The following is a 16,236-nucleotide window of genomic DNA, read 5'->3' on the forward strand; positions in this document are numbered from 1 at the left end:
AGTTATGTCATATAAATTAAAATTTTTAACACTGATATTTTTACTAATATCTGTCAATTCATGTCAAGAAGAGTATCTTGAAAGAACGCCTACCGACGCTATATCGGCTGCAGATGCCTTAGCTAGTGTAGAAAACATGCAACTTGTGCTCAATGGTGTGCACAGAGGGCTATACACTCAATCTCAAAATGTATTTCCCGGTGGAAGTACGATTAGAGCCAATAATCACTTTTGGGTGCCAATGGGAGATAATTTAGCAGGGTATCTCATTCACTCTGCAAATGCAAATAATTTAGGATGGAGAAATACCATGCAATGGAACGACCACACCATTCCGACTTCTACCACCAACGAGTTGTTATGGTATCATAGATATAACATCATCTTACATGCCAACCTATTAATTAACGGTATCGCAGATAGTGGTTTTACTGAGACTGCTGATTTAAATGAGATATTAGGACAAGCCTATACGTATAGAGCTTATGCCTATTTATCTTTAGTACAGCATTACGGAAGAGGTTATTTAATTGGTAATCCTGCTACAGATCCAGGAGTACCGTTATTGTTTTCTTCTGAGTCTCCTTTTACAAGTGAGGGAAGATCTACTGTACAGGAAATCTATGACCAAATTGAATTGGATTTAAATGATGCTATTGCCGCATTTGAAAATGGAACTGGAAGAACTGGTAGTGGAGCTGCAGCAAAATCACAATTAAATATCAATGTAGCGCATGGTCTAAAAGCACGCTGGGCACTATCTAAAGGAGATTGGACGACCGCTGCAACATCAGCTGTAGCAGCAAGAGATGGATTTCCTATTATGGATGAGACCGATTGGTTATCTGGTTTAAACACCAATACGCTACCTGAAGTTATATGGGGAAGTCATGTCATTGAAGCTGAAACAACATTCTTTCGTTCTTATTTTTATCTCGCAAGCAACACATTTAATGGAAGCCAAATAAGAAATAATCCAAAAATTGGTGACCGAAGATTGGTTGACGCGATTCCTGCGACAGATTATAGAGCAAAAGTCTTTTTAAAAGATGCACCAAACACAAATTCCTCAGCTGCCAATGGAGAAGGTGGCTGGGACAACAATACAAATCCTTTATATACAACTGAAGAAGAATTTGATGCTGCCGAGGCCGCTATTAAAGCTGAGTATGGTTTAGTCTCAGGACATAACACGCACCCTTACATGCATTTTAAGCTGAAGCAAGCCAACCCTGGTACTATTGACCCTGATGATGTTGTTTACATGCGTTCTTCAGAAATGTATTTAATTGAAGCAGAAGCAAAAGCTATGATGAATGATGTCACTGGTGCTCAAGATGCTTTAAGACCATTAGGCGAAGAACGTGATAGTGCCTATGATGTTACAATTTATAATACTCAAGAGAGTTTAATGGAACACATTAAATTTCAAAGACGTCTTGAACTTTGGGGAGAAGGCTTCGGCTATACCGATAAGATTCGTTGGGACGAAGGTATTGATCATGCTGCAGATGGCGGCTCTGGAGCTTCTGAAGTTCTTTATCAACAAGCATATCAAATAGAAAGACCTTCAACTAATGATGATTGGATCTTTAAAATCCCTCAAGCGGAGATTAATGCCAATCCAAATCTTGGTTCAGGTGATCAAAATTAATTATTGAATTATTTGTAGTTAGTCTATAACTATTCTAATGTAATCTCCAACGGTAAACAACTGTTGGAGATTACTTATTTTTAAGAAGCCCTCTTTTCTTTATCAATTGTATTTTATTAGAGAATTCTTTATGTATACCTTTGCTGGATGAAAAATGAAACTACAATTTTTGGAATAAGAGCTATTATAGAAGCCATCAAATCTGGTGAAACTATTGATAAAGTTTTTGTTCAAAAAGGGCTACGAGGGGAACTATTTCAAGAACTTGAGCATTTATTGCGTACTGAAGGTATTAACTCATCTTATGTGCCAATTGAGAAACTAAACCGATTAACGCGAGGCAATCATCAAGGTGCTGTAGCTCAAATTTCGCCTATTGAATTTCATAATATAGATGATTTAGTGATGCAAGTTATTGAGTCTGGCAAAACACCTTTATTTTTACTTCTCGACCAACTAAGTGATGTTAGAAATTTTGGAGCCATTGTCCGTACCGCAGAATGCACAGGAGTCAATGGCATTATCATTCAGAAAAAGGGTGGAGCTCCAATAAACGGTGATACAATAAAAACAAGTGCTGGAGCTATTTTTAAAATACCGATTTGCAAGGTAGACCATATAAAAGATGCTGTTTTCCATATGCAGTCCTCTGGAATAAAAGTAATAGCAGCTACAGAAAAAGCTGATGATTTTTTATATGATGTATCGTTTAAAGAACCATGTGCCATTATTATGGGCTCAGAGGGAAGAGGTATTAATCCTTCAGTTTTAAAAGTGGTAGACGACAAAGCTAAGCTTCCTATTTTAGGAGAAATAGAATCTTTGAATGTATCTGTAGCTTGCGGTGCTTTTTTGTATGAAGCTGTGAGACAACGCAGCTAATCTTCTCTTTTCTTAAATATGTAATTGATTTTTGAGATTTTATCAAGTTCAGATTCACCTTCCAGTTCGAATTCAGGTTCTGGTTCGAGCTCTATAAAGTTTCCGTCTTCATCAAAATGGCGCATAAATGGGTCATCCTCTTCATTATAATCTGATTGTTCCCATTTGTAGCGTTCTGGCTTAGCCACTTGTTTTCTAAATATCAGAGCAAATATAAATCCAGTAATTAAACCACTTAAATGGCCTTCCCAAGACATACCACTTTTTATAGGAAAAACATACCAGATCATACTTCCATATAGAAAAATAACCATTAAGGAAAGCGCAATAAGTCGATAATGTTTCGCAAAAATACCTTTAAAAAAAATAAAACTAACCAACACATAAATCAATCCACTAGCTCCGATATGATTCCCTCGACTTGCTATAAACCAAGTTAAAATTCCTGATATAAGAATACCGTATAGAATGACCTTCCAAGCTATTTTTCTATAGAAATAGAATAAGGCTAAAGACAATACAAAAAGAGGGATGGAATTATTGTAAATATGGTCTATATCACCATGTAATAATGGACTTGAAAAAACACCCAATAGGCCATCGAGTTCTTGCGGTCTTATTCCATAAGCTTTAATACCTTGATCTATTCTAACTTGATACCAAAACACCAGCCAAATGGAGAATAGAATCATCAAAGGATATAAGATGACACTATTAGAATATTTGAATTGCTCTGAAGACATATTGTAAATTTATAACCTTTATTCAAATTTATAGCCAAAGACTAATTATATGAAATATTGTCAGAAGTCTTCCTTTTATCTCCAAAACTCTCAACCACATTTTGTAATTTTGAATTATGAATACTCCGTTAGCTGAAAGACTACGTCCAAAAACACTAAATGACTACTTAAGTCAACAACATTTGGTGGAAAAAGATGGTATGCTCTATCAACAAATTAAAAGCGGAATTATTCCTTCTCTTATACTTTGGGGACCACCAGGTATTGGTAAAACAACATTGGCTAATGTAATTGCGAACGAATCTGAACGTCCGTTTTTTAAACTCAGTGCTATTAACTCTGGTGTAAAAGATATTAGAGAGGTGATTGATAAAGCCAAAAAAAGTGGTGGTTTGTTTACGGCAAAAAACCCAATCTTATTTATTGATGAAATTCATCGTTTTAGCAAATCACAGCAAGATTCACTTTTAGAAGCTGTTGAGAAGGGTTGGGTAACTTTGATTGGTGCAACAACTGAAAACCCAAGTTTTGAAGTGATTTCTGCATTACTATCTAGATGCCAAGTTTATACTTTAAATGCTTTTAGTAAAGCTGATTTAGAAGCATTATTAGAACGTGCTTTATCGGAAGATGAAACGATTTCAAAACTAAATATTGAACTAAAAGAAACTGAAGCTTTACTTAGATTATCTGGTGGAGATGCCAGAAAACTACTTAATATTTTTGAATTACTTGTTACCGCTTTCGAAGAAGAACCTATCATTATTACTAACGATTTAGTAATGAAACAGGTACAAAATAAAGCGGCACGATACGATAAAACTGGGGAGCAACATTACGATATTATTTCGGCTTTTATAAAATCGATTCGTGGAAGTGATCCAAACGCGGCAGTTTACTATTTAGCAAGAATGATAGAAGGTGGTGAAGATGTGAAATTTATTGCCAGACGACTTTTAATTTTAGCAAGTGAAGATGTTGGTAATGCCAATCCAACAGCTTTAGTGATTGCAAATAATACGTTTCAGGCGGTTTCTGTAATTGGTAATCCTGAGTCCAGAATTATTTTAAGCCAATGTGCAACCTATTTAGCGAGTTCTCCTAAAAGTAATGCCGCTTACGAAGCTATAAACAAGGCTCAGCAACTAGTTAGAGAAACAGGTGATTTATCTGTGCCTTTATCCATTAGAAATGCTCCAACAAAATTGATGAAAGAATTAGGATATGGCGACCAATATAAATACTCGCATAGCTATGAAAACAACTTTGCTGAACAAGAGTTTCTTCCTGAAGATATAAAGAACACTAAACTTTATGAACCTGGAAACAATACTAGAGAACAAGCACAGCGTAATTACTTAAAATCACTCTGGAAAGAAAAATATGGGTATTAGAATTTAATACTTAAAATTTTTCTTAGAACAACATCACCATCATTCGCAGAATACACCCATTTACCATTTTCTTTAAACACTATGGCGTCCTCCCCTTTTACAATAAAGACACCCACAGCTGCAGTACTAAGTAATACCATGACATCGTTATTATTTTGATCTACAATTTGAAAACCATTATCTATAGTTGAAGCCATTAATAGGTTTTCTTTTTCCTCAATTATTGGTTCTTTTTCTGATTTAATACTAGGAATTTCAATTTTGTTTTCTGACTCGATAATGGCTTCTGGTTTTGACTCAACAACTTCTTCTATTCCTTTCAACTCTTCGATTTTCTCTGTCGATTTAAGCTCATTCTTTAATATTGGCTCGAACTTATAATTTAGTGCTTCGATAGATTCAAAAGCATTCCTTAAAGCGCTTTGATGTCTCTTTTCATGATTATTATCACCAGACTTGCCTACATCAGATTTAAAAATTAACTCACCTTTACAATCCCTTAATGTAATTTCAAGTCCCATTTTTCTAAATCCTCCATTTACATTTTTAACATCTGCATATAAAGCTAAACATCTATCTTTGAATAAATCTTCTGGAAGTTGTTGTTTTTCAAAATAAACATCAAATTCACTTTTCTTAAATAAAAATTTAGTCAGTGTGTTTAATCTGTAAACATCCTGGCCTTTCAAAAAATCATACTGTAAGGGTACAACTATATATTTATAGTTATTTAATTCTGTTTGAGACTCTGCTTTAAAAGCAAAGCATAATAAAATACTAAGTATTAATAACTTTCTCATCATGTAATATTTTCATTTTGACTTAAAACTTTATATGAAGTTCTTTTCTAATTTTCTTATTATCATTATGCTCATAGTAAATCCACAAATCATCTTCCTTATACACAATTGCATCCTTATCTTTTACTATAAAGACATCTTTAGCAGTGGTATTCAATAAAATCATGACTAATTTAGGCTCAGAATCCACCAATTGAAATCCATCCGATATTACCTGAGCATAGTAGAGCTCTTTATTACCTTTTGCGGTAGCTGCTTCTATTACCTCCTGCTCTTTTACAATAACCTTGGAGTCAACTTTTGGTTTTTCTGTCTCTTCAACTCTAGGTTCTTCTATTTCTTCTTTTGGTTTAGAGGTTTCTGCAGAATCTTCAATTTGTGAATATTTATAATCTATATTTTGAAAGGTCTCAAAAGCATTTCTCAAAGCTTCTTTATAGGCTTTATCATATTCTTTTAATCGAGACTCACCAATTTTCGAGGTCACAATTACTGCACCAAAACAATCTTTGAGTTGAAACTTTAGCTTCGTTTTAAACATACCTGATTTTTCTTTCAAAATTTCAGATGTCAATGCTAAACATCTATCTTTTTGTAAATCTTCGGGTAAATTATCATCAACAAAATAGGCCTCAAAACCATATTTGTTGAATAAAAATTTAGTCAATGAGTTCAATTGGTATTGATCCTCGCCTTTTGTAAAATCGAATTTCTTAGGAACAATAATGTACTTGTAATTATTAATATCTTTTTGGGCAGTTCCGAAAAAACTTACAAGAAGAAATAAAACTGCAAATATTATTTTTTTCAACATGACTTTTATTTAAAGATAATTTACAATAGCGTTTAAACTGGTAATTCTTTTGTAACTATGATTATTATGTGCGTCTTTATAGTCAAAATGAATCGTGTCCATTCCTACTTTGTGTGCGCCTTCAATATCCGCTTCTACACTATCACCAATCATTACACTTTCGTTAGTTCTTGCATTTGCAAGATGCAAAGCATGATTAAAAATTTTTGGGTTCGGTTTTTTTACTCCAACCATTTCAGAATTCGTAATGGTTTTAAAATATTTTCTAATATTTGAAGACTTCATTTTCCGTTCTTGTGCTTCCTCAAATCCATTAGTAATAATATGCAAATGGTATTTGTTTTTAAGATAATCTAAAATTTCGAAAGTTCCTTCAAACAAATAATTGAAGCTAGATAAATACTCTATATACTCAACAGATAAATGATTTATCATATCATATTCAACGTCAATATTTATAGCATCAAATGCTTCCTTTAATCTTCCATATCTTAAAGCTGATTTTGTCACTTTTTCTTCTCGATATAATTTCCAATATTTAAGATTTATAGGCTCATAAACTGCTAAAAAATCTTCAAGATTCGTGCTTATATTATTGAGCTTAAAAATTTTATCGAAAGTTAATCCTGAATTTTTATCAAAATCCCAAAGGGTATGATCTAAATCAAAAAATACATGTTTTATACTGTAACTCATTCTGCTGATTCTAAAATTAAATTGAAAAGAGATCTAAAACCATTCCATTTAGGTAAATCGCTAAAGGTATAGTTATGAAATACTGGTGTAAAAGTGCCATTAACTGCTTTAACTTCATTAATAAGCTTTTGCAAATGTTCTGTTTTATCCAATTCCGATTGGTATTTCAAAAGTGCAAAATCTAAACAGTGGTAAGGATTAACCTGCAGTGGTGTTTGTACTTCATAATCGAGATCATAAAACTGAAAAGGAGTACAAGTACCTGCTCTAAAACCAAGTGTATCGATGTAACCCATAGTAAAATCTTGATTGATTTCTAACTCCACCAAATTTCGATACGACGTCGGTAAATTCAACTTAGAGAATGAATGCCTTACTGCCATTAAATCTGTATTGATAATGGCTTCCATTTTGAGTTTTTCTTTCTTTAAAATTGAAATATCATCTAAAGCAAAATAAGAAGCCTTTATCCCAACGCTACAGTAATCAGCAATAGATTTTATAAGTGATACAAATTCTTTTTTATTAGTGTTTACGTTTTTATCATAAGTAGAATAATCACCAATTAAGAACAATACTATAAACTTAAAGTCGCATTGTTTTTGTTTGGTTATAATCCACTTGAATGTGTCGTAAGGATCGCGTTTAAAACCCATCAGTACTGAATAGCGTTGGTAGAGTTGCTTTAATCTAAAACGAACTAAATCATTAAGGGTACCTCCAACGGTTCTTAAGAGTCCTTTTTTTCTAAAATAGAAAGCCGTAGGTACATCTATTACTGGTTGAATCTGATACTGCCGCTTTGTAAATTGAAACTTAGGGAAACGTTCTTTTAGAACATCACGGAGTTTATAAGCCCAAATATCTATGACTGGTTGATTTAAAAAACGATGCTTATAAGCTAAACTTTCTGTTGCCATAAACCTCCCAAAACCATCATTTACATGTGGTAAATACTCTTCATATCGACTTAATAGATAAAAAGATGCTGCAAAAATATCGAACGGCAAATGACTACGTTCGCCAGTTGCAAAAAAGCCTTTAGTATTATCCCAAGGTTGTACATTAATATCTAAATCAGATAATCCATTTTCAAACAATAACTCGCTGCTTCTAACGTACAATTCATTACTTAATGGTTGCTTGGTATAAGACATTTTAAGACTATTGTGTGCAATAAAATCTTCAATTTTAGACGTAAAACTAACGTCTAAGCCAAGGATACGTTTGCAAATATGTTTAAACGTATAGGTTAAACGTGGTGTGATTTTATGCGTGTAAACTAGTAGCATTATAATATTTCTTCGTCTGCGAAACTAAAATACGCTTTCTGAGTAACAATGAGATGGTCTAGAACCTTAATATCTAAACTTTCTGCTGCAGATTTTAGTTTTTGAGTTATATCCTTATCAGCTTGACTGGGTTTTAACGTACCCGAAGGATGATTATGACACAGAATCAAAGCTGTAGCTCCAACTTCTAAGGCATTCTTAAGTACCAAACGCACATCAACCAAAGTACCTGTAATTCCGCCTTTACTCAATTGGCTTTTATGAATTACTTTATTGGAATTATTTAAATATAAAATCCAAAATTCTTCATGAGGTAAATCTCCTAAGATAGGTTGCATAACATCAAAAACTGAACGGCTCGATGTTATTTTTTCTAACTGAAGTGCATCTTCAATTCGTCTTCGACGTCCTAATTCTAAAGCTGCAGCAATAGTGATTGCCTTTGCTTCACCGATACCTTTAAAGGTCATTAATTGCTGAATAGACAATTTGCCTAAGGCATTTAGATTATTATCTACACTAGCAAAAATACGCTTACATAAGGCAACTGCACTCTCTTCTCTATTACCAGAGCCTATCAAAATTGCAATAAGTTCAGCATCGCTCAAAGCGGTTCTACCTTTATCTCGCAACTTTTCTCTTGGCTGATCGTCTTGCGACCAGTTTTTAATAGAAAATGAAGTCGGTTTTTCTGACATGCGTTAAAGATAAAAAATTGTAAATTTAAGCTTCAAAATAAATGAAATTATTATGCAATCTATTTTTAATGAATCAGCTTACAACGAAATAAAATCTCGAATAGATAAATTAGATGAAAATTCAAAAGCTAATTGGGGGAAAATGGATGTTGGCAAAATGGTATGGCACTGCCAAGGACCTTTTAATATTATGCTCCAAAAAAATGATTATGGTCTCAAACCTAATTGGCTGGCTAAAGTATTTTTTAAAAAATCTCTGTATAATGACAAAACATGGAGCAAAGGGTTGCCTACTGCTAAATTCTTAAAAACAAAAGACAAAAAAGATTTTAATACAGAAATAATAAAACTAAAAGCTTTAATCGACGAAACTTATTCCCATAAAGAAAAAGAAGAATGGAAACCTCACCCAGGATTTGGCTATTTTACTGCACAACAATGGGGACAAATGCAATACAAGCATTTAGATCATCACTTTAGACAATTTGGTGTGTAATGAATTATCCTCCAAAACATCATCAAGACGATGACATTAATCACATGGTTGAAGTCATTAAAACCTATCCTTTAGCTACTTTAATTTCTGTAAAAGACAACAAACCATTAATTACACATTTACCATTGGTTTATGAAGATGGTAAGCTTATTGGTCATATAGACATATACAATCCCCAAGCTAAGTTGCTAAAAAATGACAACGATATAGCAATAATCTTTGCTGGTCCAGAATGCTACATTTCACCTAGTATTTATTCAACCACACAATTACCTACTTGGAACTATATAAAAGTGCACTTACAAGGAAAGGTAAAAGCTATTGAAAGCAAAGCTGCTCTTAAACAATCACTAATTACAATGACTGAGTTTTTAGAAGCACCAGACCATAAATATGTTTTAGAACCAGATAACCCTCGTTTAGATAGAAACTTAGGCTATATAGAAATGTTTGAAATTGAAATTACCAACTGGGAAGGAAAATTTAAATTATCTCAAGACAAGAAGCCAAGAGATATAAAAGCAGCTCGTGAAGAATTGGTTAGAGCTAACCAAGAAAGTATTCGATTGTTTTTGGATAAAGCATTTTAATATGGAAGTCTTACTAAAAGGAGAATATACAGGTGATGTTATCAAGCGACTCAATATTGACGATGTTATAATAACGAATACGCTTTATTCTAGGAGTAAAAATAATCCTGAATGGCACTATCATGAAAACTTTCATATCAGTTTCGTATTTCAAGGAGGAAAGGCTGATACTAAAAAACAAACTTCATTTGTGCAAAAAGAAGGTAGTATATTTTCATACTATTCTGGTGAGCAGCATCGTTGGATTTCTTCTGAGGTTATTTCTAAAAGTGCAAATATTGAAATAGGTCATGATTTTATAAAAGCATCCCATCTCAATGAAGATTCAATTAAAGAAGCACTACTCAAAAACGTAGATTCGAAAGCATTAATACTGAAAATTCAAAATGAAATGTTATTAGTGAATAAGCAAAATTCTATAGCTGTTCGTAGTCTACTATTGGATTTAATTACAAAAACGACAGATATTTCAACATTTGGAACCCCTAAATGGGTAGTCATTCTCAATGAGTTATTACACGATCAATGGAACAAACAAATAACACTAAATCAAATGAGTAAAATTGTTGGTGTACACCCTATTACTATTTCTAAAAACTTTAGAAAATATTTCAAATATACTTTGGGCGAATATCAAAGAAAGCTTAAAATAGAAAAAAGTATAGAACTCATAAAAAATTCTTCCATGTCGTTATCTGAAATTGCATTCTACTGCGGTTTTACGGACCAAAGTCATTTTATCAGAAATTTTAAAAGTATGACAGGTTTTCTACCTAAACAATTTCAAAAACTTTAACATACAGGCTAACCTCATTCTATTTTTAGACATAAAAAGATATTTACTTTACGTTTTAATAATAATTTATAGCTCTAATGAAAAGGTTTTCCACTGTTCTTGTATTAATACTTATTAATCTTACTTCTTGTTATGCTCAAAAGAATAAAGACGTTACACCAAATGAAATAAAATTAATCATAGAAAAAATAGCAGATTCGTTAGAATTCTATTATGTGGATCTTTACAAAGCAAAACAAATTAACACATTATTAAAAGCTAATGAAAAACAAGGGAGCTACAACACGATTAAAGACCCAGATACACTTGCTAAAAAACTAACTGCAGATCTTCGATATTTTAGTAAAGATTTACACCTTTGGTTAGGACATAAACCAAAGAATGAAATAACTAAAATTGCCGAAAATACGTTAGACGATTACTCAAAAGGACTTAGCTCCAATTTCGGAGTACAAGAAGTTAAAATTCTTGATGGAAATATTGGCTATATGAATATTACCAGTTTCTCTAATTGGAACTTTCTCGAACAGACAAAATCTGTAATGACCTCATCTCTGAAGTTTATAGAGAATACTGATGCTATTATTTTTGATGTTAGAAATAATAGTGGAGGCGTTCCTACTCTGGTTGCTTTTCTATGTAGTTATTTATTTGAAGAAAAACCTGTTCACTTAGCACAATATTATCATCGTTATAGAAATGATGGTTATGGCTTATATACTTATAAATACATTTCAGGTAAACGACTGACCAAAATTCCTGTTTTTATATTAGTGAATAACAAATCTGCTTCGGCAGCAGAGGAATTCGCTTATTTTTTAAAGCATCAGAAAAGAGCCGTTGTTATAGGTGAAGCGACAATGGGAGCTGGCTATGGAGTTATGTCTCATAGATTAAGTAATCGTTTTGTTATCAACATTTCTAGCGAAGAGGATATTAATCCCATTACTAAAACAAATTTTGAAGGAGTTGGAGTTATTCCTAATATTAAAGTAGAAAGACAAGATGCTTTTTCTACTGCAATATCTTTAGCCAAAAAAGCAGCTAGTACATATAAAGTAGAAAAGCATAAAAAATTACAAACCTTAATTGAGAAGTATTATAGGATAAATGAAAATTTAAATTCCTATCAAATAATACATATCATTAAAGAATGTCAAAAAGAAAACCTAATAAGTAGAACAGACATTAATAGATTAGGTTATAAATTCTTAGAGAATAATCCGTCTATTGCCGAATCAATATTTGAACTTAACACAAAACTTTATCCTCAATCATCAAATGTATTTGATAGTTATGGTGATGGCTTAAAAGCTAATGGTAAATTAGAAGAAGCTTTACAAGCTTACAAAAAAGCTATTGAAATTGGAGAACTTATTGGAAGCTCTAATATGGCTATTTATAAAGCAAACATCAAAGCCGTTGAAAAACTAATCGCTAATAACGGGAAGAAATTTTAATAAATAGAGCCACAATAAATAAGTTGTTTTAACATCATTTAAATCCTAAATAATGTAATTATTTGTAAATTAGGTCATTATCTAAAATTCAATCATTATCTCTATGAAAGACCTAAAAAAAGAAGATATCAAACAAGAGGTGTTTGATCTTTATGATGATTACGCTCACAATAAACTTAATCGAAGACAATTTGTTGAAAAACTAGGAATATATGCTGTAGGTGGTTTAACAGTATCTTCATTATTAAGTTTTATGTCACCAGATTATGTAAATAGTTTATTAGTACAACCAGACGACCCAACTTTAGATTCAGCCTATATTACATATGAATCTCCTAAAGGTGGTGGTACTATAAAAGGTTTATTATCCCAACCAAAAGACAATACTACGAAGTTACCTGGAGTTATCGTAGTCCATGAAAATAGAGGTTTAAATCCATACATTGAAGATGTGGGAAGACGAACCGCAAAAGAAGGCTTTATCTCACTAGCTCCAGATGCCTTATCTCCGCTTGGAGGCTATCCAGGTAATGACGATGATGGAAGAGCTATGCAAAAAAAGCGCGATCGAAATGAAATGCTCGAAGATTTTATAGCTGCATACAACCATTTAAAAAATCATGAAAATTGCGATGGCAATGTTGGTGTAGTCGGCTTTTGTTTTGGAGGTTATATCTCTAACATGATGGCAGTTCGCTTACCAGATTTAGGTGCCGCAGTACCATATTATGGCAGACAACCTTCTGATGAAGATGCAGCAAAAATAAAAGCTCCACTTCTACTACAATATGGAGAATTAGATACCAGAGTTAATGCAGGTTGGCCGGCCTTTGAAAAAGTATTAAAGGCTAATAACATAGAACACCAAGCCTATATTTATTCTGGAGTTAATCACGGTTTTCATAATAACACAACACCAAGATATGATAAGGAAGCTGCTAATCTATCTTGGGAACGTACTATTGCATTTTTTAAGACCCATTTAAAATTCTAAAGTTTTATTTACATTTATGAAAAAGATACTTATTCTAACTATTATTCTGCTTAGCAATGTTGAATCGCCAATTTATGGGCAACAAGATAGTTTTATCAAAGATTATTTAGAACGATTAGAAAACTCTAAAAAATATTTAATTCTTGTTGCTAAGACAATGCCAGAAGATAAATATGACTTTAGAGCCACTCCCGAATCCTTGAGTTTCGCAGAAAACTTGTTGCATATAGGATATGCAATGGATTGGCATAGTCAATCATTATTAGGAAATCGTGAATCTAGAGATTGGAAAACTGATACAGTTTTTAAGGTCGCAAATAAATCTAAAGAAGAGATGATTACTCTAATCGATAAAACATTTAATGAAGCCATTAATCTCATTAAACAATTCGACACAAATCAATTAGATGATAAGTTAGACTATTTCGGATTAGAAAGAACCAAACGACAAATTTTCTTATTACTTGCAGACCATATAACTCACCATAGAGGACAAATGCTAGTTTACCTAAGGTTAAATGGCTTTGTTCCGCCAAGGTATGTTTTGTTTCAATAACTCTTATTCGCTATAATAAACGTCTTGTAAGATTTTCTATAAAATACCAACTAACCTATCTTTACAGTCCACAATAAAGAACAAATATGCTAGAACAAAAAATCTTCAAATACATAAAAAATGTTTTAGAGAACATACCTTCTGACTGGTATGAACTTACAACCCACAGACTAGATATTTATAACGAGCCATTAGCCAAATCTCAGTTTTTAGAGCATTTTGAGATCTTATATAAAAACAATAATTCTAACACCTCTTCTCTTAACATATTACCTACAGCTTACGATTACATACGTTTAGGTCATCCCTTATCTTGTGTACTAGAATGGACTATTTCAAAGATGCATCATCTAAAATCAGAAAACGTTATTAGTTTTTCATCTCAGACTATGCCTATTCTAGCAGTGCTACGAAAAAATCTATTAGCTCATAAAAAAACGCAAATTGTTTATGAGGATTCATTGCCAGATACTTTTAATACTAAATTATTGAAAACAGTTTACGGTTATAATTTTGAATTAAAGAAAGCTAAAAACGCAGATTCAATTTCTAAATTTGATGGCAGTACAATTTTTATTTCAGATCACAACACTATTGAAACCATAGACCTCAATGCAAATGTTGATTTCTATATCAATTTATACGGGCATTTAGGAAGTGTTATTTTAATCAATGGTGAACAAAATGACGATTTTATTTCAGAAATTCAGCATGTGAGACGACGTGAAACTATTGCTATGACACCAGCCAATTGTATTGTTGTTTTAAAGTCTTTAACAGAACAAACAACTTTAGATATTAAAAAAAGTAATGTTGAAGCTGATAAAGTCAGTGTTTTAGATTCAATTTTAAAAGTTACTGATACAAGATCCAAACCTATAGTTGGCTCTAGTGGTTTATCTATTCAGTATGCCATTATGATGGGCCTTATTGACGATGCATTAGAAAAGCATAATCAAAAACCCATTAAATTTATTGTACCAACCAATTGCTATGGAGGCACCAATGACCAAGCAAGACGTGTCGCCGCTTGTATTGATAATGTTGATATTGTGGATTTAGAAGTGGATGGTGATAATGATATGGTGAGTAGTTTAGAAACCATTTTATCAAAAGTTGCCAACGAAGATGCTATACCTTACATTATAGCGGAGATTCCAACAAACCCAAGAGTTGAAGTTCCAGATTTACAGCAATTAAAAGCTACTTTAAGCAAAGTTCGTAAAACTGCAAATGGAGAAACTGCTGTAGATCCAGTTTTTATTTTAGACCAGACCTTTTGTCCTAATATTCAATTTCTAGCTGAAGGAGAAATACTATCAACCGTTAGAGCTATTTCCTATGCAAGTGGTTCTAAGTTTCCTAGTGGAGGAAAATGCACAGCAGGTTATGTTGTAGGAAATGACAAAGCAAATACTTTAATAAATAAAATAGAACAACATCTTCTACTATGTGATAACGAAGCTACAGCACTTCAGTATAAAATATTGGCAAAACAATTGCCATCAATGAATCAAAGAATAACCGATGCTTATACTAATACAAGAGCATTTGTAAGCTTTATTCAAGAAACGTTACCTCAAGCTAAAATAAATTTTGTTTCTGAAGAATTAGCAACTCAAGGTTTTACACCCTCTGTATTTTCATTAGATCTACCTACAAAAGGCAATTCAGCTGAAGAAAAAGAAACTTATAAAAGAGCGTTGAATCATAAGTTGATTAATTTAATGATTACAGAAATTCCTAATGAGAGTAAATACTGTGTAAGCTATGGACAATTACGAGGTTGTTATTGGACCATACCTGCGACTTCAACACAAGGTACTACCAAAGAAGGAGATAAGGATTATATTGCACGTGTAGCCTTGTCTTCTGATATTGATTTGGCACGTCATAAAGAAGTGTTTATGGAATTTGTTGAAGACATAGATTAAGCAAAGTATTACACTAGTATTTATAAATAAAAAATCCTAATTATCTTTATTTGTTTACATAAAGATAATTAGGATTGAATTAAAAATCAACTAACCTATAAATGAAAAACTAATCTTCTATTTCAATTTGAATAACGCTTCGCATTTTTAATTTTTTCCCCTGCACTCGTGCTTGTGAGAAGAAATCCTTAGCGATTTGTTGCTCATTCATTAGCTCAGCTATTCTTCCGTTATCATAAACACATTCGTCTTTATCATTACCTTCTGTAATAGATAGACGTTGAAATTTGTGAAAATTAATTTTCACTTTCAATACCGAATTAATGATATCTGAAGCTTCTGAAGCAGTAAATGCACCATTAATCAAATCTATTTTTTGAGTTGTTTTTTGTTGTACTAATGTTTCCATAATTTTTATAAACTTATCATTTATTCTG

Annotated in this window: 17 protein-coding genes; 10 read left to right on the top strand and 7 right to left on the bottom strand. The window is 32.4% G+C overall.

Annotated features, from left to right (window positions below; translation table 11 throughout):
* Positions 1–4: 4 nt before the first annotated feature.
* Both SJY34_RS07790 and rlmB read left to right on the top strand, forming a co-directional pair.
* Positions 5–1,654, top strand: a complete 1,650-nt coding sequence (locus SJY34_RS07790) for a RagB/SusD family nutrient uptake outer membrane protein (protein ID WP_400080931.1) — start codon at positions 5–7, stop codon at positions 1,652–1,654.
* Positions 1,655–1,801: 147 nt separating this feature from the next.
* A complete protein-coding gene (rlmB, locus tag SJY34_RS07795; protein ID WP_400080933.1) occupies positions 1,802–2,536 on the top strand; it encodes a 23S rRNA (guanosine(2251)-2'-O)-methyltransferase RlmB in 735 nt (244 codons plus the stop codon).
* Here rlmB and SJY34_RS07800 read toward each other — a convergent pair.
* Complete coding sequence (locus SJY34_RS07800; protein ID WP_400080935.1) at positions 2,533–3,279, bottom strand: rhomboid family intramembrane serine protease; 747 nt, start codon at positions 3,277–3,279, stop codon at positions 2,533–2,535. The genes rlmB and SJY34_RS07800 overlap by 4 nt on opposite strands.
* Before the next feature lie 116 nt (positions 3,280–3,395).
* On the opposite strand from SJY34_RS07800, the gene SJY34_RS07805 reads away from it, so the two are divergent.
* Positions 3,396–4,673: a replication-associated recombination protein A gene (locus SJY34_RS07805; protein WP_400080938.1), complete on the top strand. Its 1,278-nt coding sequence runs from the start codon at positions 3,396–3,398 to the stop codon at positions 4,671–4,673.
* On the opposite strand, the gene SJY34_RS07810 is transcribed toward SJY34_RS07805, so the two are convergent.
* The 5 genes from SJY34_RS07810 to radC are packed head-to-tail and all read right to left on the bottom strand — an operon-like array spanning position 4,670 to position 8,973.
* Complete coding sequence (locus SJY34_RS07810; RefSeq protein WP_400080941.1) at positions 4,670–5,473, bottom strand: hypothetical protein; 804 nt, start codon at positions 5,471–5,473, stop codon at positions 4,670–4,672. The genes SJY34_RS07805 and SJY34_RS07810 overlap by 4 nt on opposite strands.
* Positions 5,474–5,495: 22 nt before the next feature.
* Positions 5,496–6,287, bottom strand: coding sequence for a hypothetical protein (locus SJY34_RS07815; protein ID WP_400080944.1), 792 nt, complete (start codon positions 6,285–6,287; stop codon positions 5,496–5,498).
* A gap of 9 nt (positions 6,288–6,296) precedes the next feature.
* Positions 6,297–6,983: a YjjG family noncanonical pyrimidine nucleotidase gene (locus tag SJY34_RS07820; RefSeq protein ID WP_400080947.1), complete on the bottom strand. Its 687-nt coding sequence runs from the start codon at positions 6,981–6,983 to the stop codon at positions 6,297–6,299.
* Entirely contained in the window at positions 6,980–8,275 is a 1,296-nt protein-coding gene (locus tag SJY34_RS07825) for a polysaccharide deacetylase family protein (protein ID WP_400080949.1), read from the bottom strand. The genes SJY34_RS07820 and SJY34_RS07825 overlap by 4 nt, the downstream gene beginning before the upstream one ends.
* Positions 8,275–8,973 carry a DNA repair protein RadC gene (gene radC / locus SJY34_RS07830; RefSeq protein ID WP_400080952.1) on the bottom strand — a complete coding sequence of 233 codons (699 nt, stop codon included), beginning with the start codon at positions 8,971–8,973 and terminating at the stop codon, positions 8,275–8,277. The genes SJY34_RS07825 and radC overlap by 1 nt, the downstream gene beginning before the upstream one ends.
* Before the next feature lie 52 nt (positions 8,974–9,025).
* On the opposite strand from radC, the gene SJY34_RS07835 reads away from it, so the two are divergent.
* The 7 genes from SJY34_RS07835 (at position 9,026) to SJY34_RS07865 (ending at position 15,799) form a co-directional block, all read left to right on the top strand.
* Positions 9,026–9,469, top strand: a complete 444-nt coding sequence (locus SJY34_RS07835) for a DUF1569 domain-containing protein (RefSeq protein ID WP_400080955.1) — start codon at positions 9,026–9,028, stop codon at positions 9,467–9,469.
* Positions 9,469–10,059, top strand: a complete 591-nt coding sequence (locus SJY34_RS07840) for an FMN-binding negative transcriptional regulator (RefSeq protein ID WP_400080958.1) — start codon at positions 9,469–9,471, stop codon at positions 10,057–10,059. Before SJY34_RS07835 ends, SJY34_RS07840 begins: the two co-directional genes overlap by 1 nt.
* Before the next feature lies 1 nt (position 10,060).
* Positions 10,061–10,855: a helix-turn-helix domain-containing protein gene (locus SJY34_RS07845; RefSeq protein ID WP_400080961.1), complete on the top strand. Its 795-nt coding sequence runs from the start codon at positions 10,061–10,063 to the stop codon at positions 10,853–10,855.
* A gap of 77 nt (positions 10,856–10,932) precedes the next feature.
* Positions 10,933–12,315, top strand: a complete 1,383-nt coding sequence (locus tag SJY34_RS07850; protein ID WP_400080964.1) for a S41 family peptidase — start codon at positions 10,933–10,935, stop codon at positions 12,313–12,315.
* Positions 12,316–12,418: 103 nt separating this feature from the next.
* Positions 12,419–13,309: a dienelactone hydrolase family protein gene (locus SJY34_RS07855; RefSeq protein WP_400080967.1), complete on the top strand. Its 891-nt coding sequence runs from the start codon at positions 12,419–12,421 to the stop codon at positions 13,307–13,309.
* Positions 13,310–13,325: 16 nt separating this feature from the next.
* Positions 13,326–13,865 carry a DinB family protein gene (locus SJY34_RS07860; protein WP_400080970.1) on the top strand — a complete coding sequence of 180 codons (540 nt, stop codon included), beginning with the start codon at positions 13,326–13,328 and terminating at the stop codon, positions 13,863–13,865.
* A gap of 86 nt (positions 13,866–13,951) precedes the next feature.
* A complete protein-coding gene (locus tag SJY34_RS07865; protein ID WP_400080973.1) occupies positions 13,952–15,799 on the top strand; it encodes a cystathionine beta-synthase in 1,848 nt (615 codons plus the stop codon).
* 109 nt (positions 15,800–15,908) lie between these two features.
* Here the strand turns inward: SJY34_RS07865 and SJY34_RS07870 are convergent, their stop codons facing one another.
* Positions 15,909–16,208, bottom strand: a complete 300-nt coding sequence (locus tag SJY34_RS07870) for a hypothetical protein (RefSeq protein WP_400080976.1) — start codon at positions 16,206–16,208, stop codon at positions 15,909–15,911.
* Between the last annotated feature and the right edge of the window lie 28 nt (positions 16,209–16,236).

It is taken from the genome of Winogradskyella sp. R77965, assembly GCF_044594915.1.
Taxonomy (GTDB): Bacteria; Bacteroidota; Bacteroidia; order Flavobacteriales; family Flavobacteriaceae; genus Winogradskyella.